At 75.9% G+C, this 5,736-nt stretch carries 5 protein-coding genes and 1 pseudogene; all 6 read left to right on the top strand.

Features of this window, described 5'->3' with window-relative positions; genetic code table 11:
* A pseudogene (locus HCN56_RS22955) lies at positions 1 to 517 on the top strand (rRNA cytosine-C5-methyltransferase); the annotation flags it as partial.
* 69 nt (positions 518 to 586) lie between these two features.
* Positions 587 to 1,258 (top strand): ribulose-phosphate 3-epimerase, encoded by a 672-nt coding sequence (gene rpe / locus HCN56_RS22950; RefSeq protein WP_167974174.1) that lies wholly within the window; start codon positions 587 to 589, stop codon positions 1,256 to 1,258.
* Between the two features lie 217 nt (positions 1,259 to 1,475).
* On the top strand, positions 1,476 to 2,462 hold the full coding sequence (locus HCN56_RS22945) for a sugar-binding transcriptional regulator (RefSeq protein ID WP_167974172.1): 987 nt from the start codon (positions 1,476 to 1,478) through the stop codon (positions 2,460 to 2,462).
* A 200-nt stretch (positions 2,463 to 2,662) separates the two neighbouring features.
* Positions 2,663 to 4,102: a GuaB1 family IMP dehydrogenase-related protein gene (locus HCN56_RS22940; RefSeq protein ID WP_167974178.1), complete on the top strand. Its 1,440-nt coding sequence runs from the start codon at positions 2,663 to 2,665 to the stop codon at positions 4,100 to 4,102.
* 102 nt (positions 4,103 to 4,204) lie between these two features.
* The gene (locus HCN56_RS22935) at positions 4,205 to 4,660 is read left to right on the top strand and encodes an Lrp/AsnC family transcriptional regulator (protein WP_167974170.1); all 456 of its coding nucleotides are present in this window, start codon (positions 4,205 to 4,207) and stop codon (positions 4,658 to 4,660) included.
* A 216-nt stretch (positions 4,661 to 4,876) separates the two neighbouring features.
* Complete coding sequence (locus HCN56_RS22930; protein WP_167974176.1) at positions 4,877 to 5,692, top strand: carbon-nitrogen hydrolase family protein; 816 nt, start codon at positions 4,877 to 4,879, stop codon at positions 5,690 to 5,692.
* Positions 5,693 to 5,736 lie beyond the last annotated feature (44 nt).

The following is a 5,736-nucleotide window of genomic DNA, read 5'->3' as shown; positions in this document are numbered from 1 at the left end:
GCGCGGTGCCGCGCTCCTCGCCGCGGAGCGGCAGCCGCACCGGGCCGCACTGGTCGCGCGGGCGCTGGCCGGGGCCCCGGGCGAGCACCAGGTCGTCACCGCCGACAGCACCCGCCCCGCCTGGGCGCCGGGCTCCTTCGACCGGGTCCTGGTGGACGTGCCCTGCACCGGCCTCGGCGCGCTCCGCCGCCGCCCCGAGGCCCGGTGGCGCCGCCGCCCGTCCGACCTGGAGCGGTTCGCGCCGCTCCAGCGGGACCTGCTGCGGCAGGCGCTCCGCGCCGTGCGGCCGGGCGGCGTCGTCGCGTACGCCACCTGCTCCCCGCACCCCGCCGAGACCCGCGCGGTGGTGCAGGACGTGCTGCGCGCCACCCGCGACGAGACCCCGGCCGAGCCGGTCGACGCGCGGCCGCTGCTGCCGGGCGTGCCCGAGCTGGGCGAGGGCCCCGACGTGCAGCTGTGGCCGCACCTGCACGGCACCGACGCCATGTACCTCTCCCTGCTGCGCCGCACTGCCTGACCCGCCCGAGGGCGCGGGCGGTGCCGCCCCGCGCCCCGGCGTCGGCGGCCATGCTGGATACTGGGCCGCATGGCACAGATCAACCCCTCCATCCTGTCGGCAGACTTCGCCCGTCTGGCGGAGGAGGCGCAGGCGGTGGACGGCGCCGACTGGCTGCACGTGGACGTCATGGACAACCACTTCGTCCCCAATCTGACGCTGGGGCTGCCGGTGGTGGAGTCGCTGCGCAAGGCGACCGACACCCCGCTGGACTGCCACCTGATGATCGAGCAGCCGGACCGCTGGGCACCCGCCTACGCGGAGGCCGGCGCCGGCTCGGTCACCTTCCACGTCGAGGCCGCCGCCGCCCCGGTCCGCCTTGCCCGGGAGATCCGCGCCCAGGGGGCGCGCGCCTCCATGGCGCTGCGCCCGGCGACACCGATCGAGCCGTACGAGGACCTGCTCCCCGAGCTGGACATGCTGCTGATCATGACCGTCGAGCCGGGCTTCGGCGGCCAGGCCTTCCTGGACATCATGCTGCCCAAGATCCGCCGGGCCCGCCGGATGATGGACCGGCACGGGCTGGAGATGTGGCTCCAGGTCGACGGCGGCGTCTCGGCCTCCACCATCGAGCGCTGCGCCGAGGCCGGTGCCGACGTCTTCGTCGCCGGGTCCGCGGTCTACAACGCGGACGATCCGGCCGGCGCCGTCGCCGCGCTGCGCGAGCAGGCGGAGCGGGCCGCGCTGCCGCACCGCCACTGACCGGCGGGGCCGGCCGGCGCCGGGGTGGTGGCCGCGGAACGACCGGGGGACGACGGGGGCGTGACGACCCGTGCGCACGGCACCGATGGGCCCGCGGGGGTCGCCGAGTCTGCGAGGATGAGGACGCGCAACGACCCGGGAACCAGCGGAACACGAGCGGCACCAGCCGGATGACTGTGAGGTGAGTGCGGTGTCGGCCGGAAGGTCAGCCACACGGATGGGCCCCGCCGAGCTGATGCAGGCGGCGGCGATGGCACGCCGCTTCTATCTGGAGGGCAAGTCCAAGATCCAGATCGCCGACGAGTTCGGGGTCAGCCGCTTCAAGGTCGCGCGGGTGCTGGAGTCGGCCGTCGAGCACGACCTGGTGCGGATCGAGATCCGCGTCCCCGCCGAGTTGGACGCCGACCGCTCCGACGCGCTGCGCGCCCGGTTCGGGCTCCGGCACGTCGTCGTCGCCGAGTCGCCCGCCGACGCCCCCGACGACACCCCGGACCCGGAGAACCTCGGCGAGGTCGCCGCGGACCTGCTGGGGGAGCTGGTCGACGAGGGCGACGTCCTCGGCCTCGCCTGGGGCCGCTCCACCATCCACATGGCCGCCGCGCTGCGGCAGCTCTCCCCGTGCACCGTCGTGCAGCTGACCGGGGTCTACGACGCCGGCACGGCCGAGCGCGGCTCGGTCGAGGCGGTGCGGCGCGCCGCCGCCGTCTCCGGTGGCAGCGCCCACCCGATCTACGCGCCGATGCTGCTGCCCGACCGGCAGACCGCGGCGGCGCTCCGCCGCCAGCCGGCGATCGCGGCGGCGTTCGAGTACTTCGACCGCGTCACCGTCGCCGCCGTCTCCATCGGCTCCTGGGAGCCGGGCATCTCCACCGTGCACGACATGCTCAGCGCCGAGGAGCGCGCCCACTACGCCTCGCTGGGCGTCGCCGCGGAGATGTCGGCCCACCTCTTCGACAGCGACGGCCGCCGCATCGGCCGCGACCTCGGGGAGCGCTGCATCACCGTGGAGGCCGACCGGCTGCGCCGGGTGCCCGAGGTGGTGGCCATCGCGGGCGGCAGCCGCAAGGCGGAGGCCATCGCGGCCGTGCTGCGCTCGGGGCTGGTCACCAGTCTCGTCACCGACACCGCCGCCGCGGACCAGCTGCTCGGCACCGCGCCCGGCAGCCGGCCGGCGCTGGAGCGCGTCGACCCCGACCGGCCCTGACCGGCGCGCGGGTTCCGCGCGGGCTCCCACCGCGCGGGGCGGCGGCGGGGACGCCGGTTCCCCGTCCGGCGGGGCGGCCTGGGATACTGGTGTAGGAGCCACGGCAGCCCGGCCCGCTCCGAGCGGCGTATCCGCCCACCGGCCGGCACCGGCCTCCCACCCGCCGAGACACCACCCAACCGCAGGTGAGAGAGCCCAGCATGCGATTCCTCAACGACACCGCGCCGCCGTACGACCTGACCTACGACGACGTCTTCATGGTGCCCTCCCGTTCCGCCGTGGGGTCGCGCCAGTCCGTGGACCTCGCCACCCCGGACGGCACCGGGACCACGGTGCCGCTGGTGGTCGCCAACATGACGGCCGTCGCCGGCCGCCGGATGGCGGAGACGGTGGCCCGCCGGGGCGGACTGACGGTCATCCCGCAGGACATCCCCATCGACGTGGTCGCCGAGGTGATCGCCTGGGTGAAGAGCCGCCACCTGGTGCTGGACACCCCCATCACGCTGGCGCCGACGCAGACCGTGGCGGACGCGCTGTCGCTGCTGCCCAAGCGCGCCCACGGTGCCGCCGTCGTGGTCGCCGACGGCAAGCCCGTCGGCATCGTCACCGAGCACGACCTCGCCGGGGTGGACCGGTTCACCCGGCTCTCCGAGGTGATGTCCCGCGACCTGCTGCTCATCGACGCCTCGCTCGACCCGCGCGAGGCGTTCAACCGCCTCGACGCCGCCCACCGCCGGATCGCCCCCGCCGTGGACGCCCAGGGCCGGCTGGTCGGCATCCTCAACCGCACGGGCGCGCTGCGCGCCACCCTCTACACCCCCGCCACCGACGACGCGGGCCGGCTGCGCGTGGCCGCCGCCGTCGGCGTCAACGGGGACGTCGCCGGGCGGGCCGCGGCGCTGCTGGAGGCCGGCACCGACGCCATCGTCGTCGACACCGCCCACGGCCACCAGGAGTCGATGATCTCCGCGCTGGCCGCCGTGCGCTCGCTCAACCCCTCCGTTCCCGTCGTCGCCGGCAACATCGTCTCCGCGGAGGGCGTCCGCGACCTCGTCGAGGCCGGCGCGGACATCATCAAGGTCGGCGTCGGGCCCGGCGCGATGTGCACCACGCGCATGATGACCGGCGTGGGGCGGCCGCAGTTCTCCGCCGTGCTGGAGTGCGCCGCCGAGGCCCGCCGGCTGGGCCGCCACGTCTGGGCCGACGGCGGCGTGCGCCACCCGCGGGACGTCGCGATGGCGTTGGCGGCGGGCGCCTCCAACGTCATGATCGGCTCGTGGTTCGCCGGCACGCACGAGTCGCCCGGCGACATGCTCCAGGCGGCCGACGGCCGGCTGTACAAGGAGAGCTTCGGCATGGCCTCCGCGCGCGCCGTCCGCAACCGGACCTCCGAGGAGTCCTCCTACGACCGGGCGCGGAAGGCGCTCTTCGAGGAGGGCATCTCCACCTCGCGGATGTTCCTGGACCCGGCACGGCCCGGCGTCGAGGACCTGATCGACTCCATCATCGCGGGCGTGCGCTCCGCCTGCACCTACGCGGGTGCCGGTTCGCTGGACGAGTTCCGCGAGCGCGCGGTGGTCGGCGTCCAGTCCGCCTCCGGCTACGCCGAGGGCAAGCCGCTGCACGCCAGCTGGCAGTAGAAGCCCGCCGGCCTCCCGCGACGCGCGGGACGCCGCCGCACCTCGCGCACGCGCCCACCACGACCGGCGGCCCCCGGCCGCCGGTCGTGGTGTACTGCCGGGGTGCGACTGAACGGACTGGACGAGCGGATCGTCCACGCGCTGGCCGAGGACGCCCGGCGCTCCTACGCCGACATCGGGGCCGAGGTCGGCCTCTCCGCGCCGGCGGTCAAACGCCGGGTGGACCGGCTGCGGGGCGAAGGGGCCATCACGGGGTTCACCGTCACCGTCGATCCGGCGGCGATCGGGTGGCGGACGGAGGGCATGATCGAGATGTTCTGCCGCTCCCGGACCGCCCCGGAGGACATCCGGCAGGCCCTCGCCCGCTACCCCGAGGTGGTCTCGGCCTCCACCGTCACCGGGGACGCCGACGCCGTGGTGCAGGTGCTCGCCGCCGACATGCGCCACTTCGAGCAGGTCCTGGAGCGCATCGCGGGGGAGCCGTTCGTCGAGCGGACCAAGTCGGTGCTGGTGCTCTCGCCGCTGCTGCGCCGCCACACCGCCGGTCCGCCGGGCTGACCGCCCGCGCGCGGTGCCCGGCGGAAGCGGAGACCGCCCGCGCGGCCGGCACGGACCCGTGCGCAACGAATCGCCGCTGAGGCGCCCGCAGACGCAACGGATCGCCGCACGGTGTGCCGCACACGTGCCTTGTCGCAGGTCAGCGCCGGGCCGTACCGTCAACGGTGTACCCCGCACCCGTCGACACCGTCCCGTGAGGTCGCCTTGACGTCGCCGCTGACGCCGCTGCGCATCGCCCTGCTCCAGGGCCCGCCCGGAGCCCCCGCCGACAACGCCGCGGGTGCCGCGGCGCTCCGGGGGACGATCGCCCGCGCCGCGGCGGCCGGCGCCCGGCTGCTGGTGACCCCCGAACTCTCCCTCACCGGCTACGCGCTCGGCGACACGGTCCGCGAGCGCGCGGAGACCGCCGACGGCCCCGGCGCCGCGGCGGTGGCGCGAGCCGCCGCCGACCACGGGATCGCCGTCGTCCACGGCTTCCCCGAACTCGACCCCGCCACCGGCGCGGTGCACAACTCCGTGCAGCTCACCGGTGCCGACGGCCGGGTGTCGGCGACCTACCGCAAGACCCATCTCTACGGCGACTTCGAACGCGGCGCCTTCACCCCCGGGGAGAAGCTGGTGGTGCAGGCCGTGCTCGACGGGCTGACGGTCGGTCTGCTGGTCTGCTACGACGTGGAGTTCCCCGAGGCGGTGCGCGCCCACGCGCTGGCCGGGACCGACCTGCTGCTGGTGCCCACCGCGCTGATGCGGCCCTACGAGGTCGTGGCCCGCGCCCTGGTGCCGACCCGCGCTTGGGAGAACCAGCTGTGGGTCGCCTACGCCAACCGGTGCGGCGCCGAGGGGGAGCTGGAGTTCACCGGGCTCAGCGCCCTCGCCGCGCCGGACGGGACCGTCCCGGCACGGGCCGGGACGGGCACGGAGCTGCTGCTCGGCACCGTCGACCGCGCACTGCAGGCCGCCTCGCGCGAGGAGAACCCGTACCTCGCCGACCGCCGCCCCGCGCTCTACCCGCCCCCGCAGCACGGCGGCTGACCGCCGCCGGCCCGCCCGCGCCGCGCGCCGGCCCCGCGCCTGCC

Source organism: Streptomyces lonarensis (assembly GCF_012033735.1).
In the GTDB taxonomy this organism is placed as follows: Bacteria; Actinomycetota; Actinomycetes; order Streptomycetales; family Streptomycetaceae; genus Streptomyces; species Streptomyces lonarensis.
This window is presented reverse-complemented; position numbering and strand designations above follow the sequence as displayed.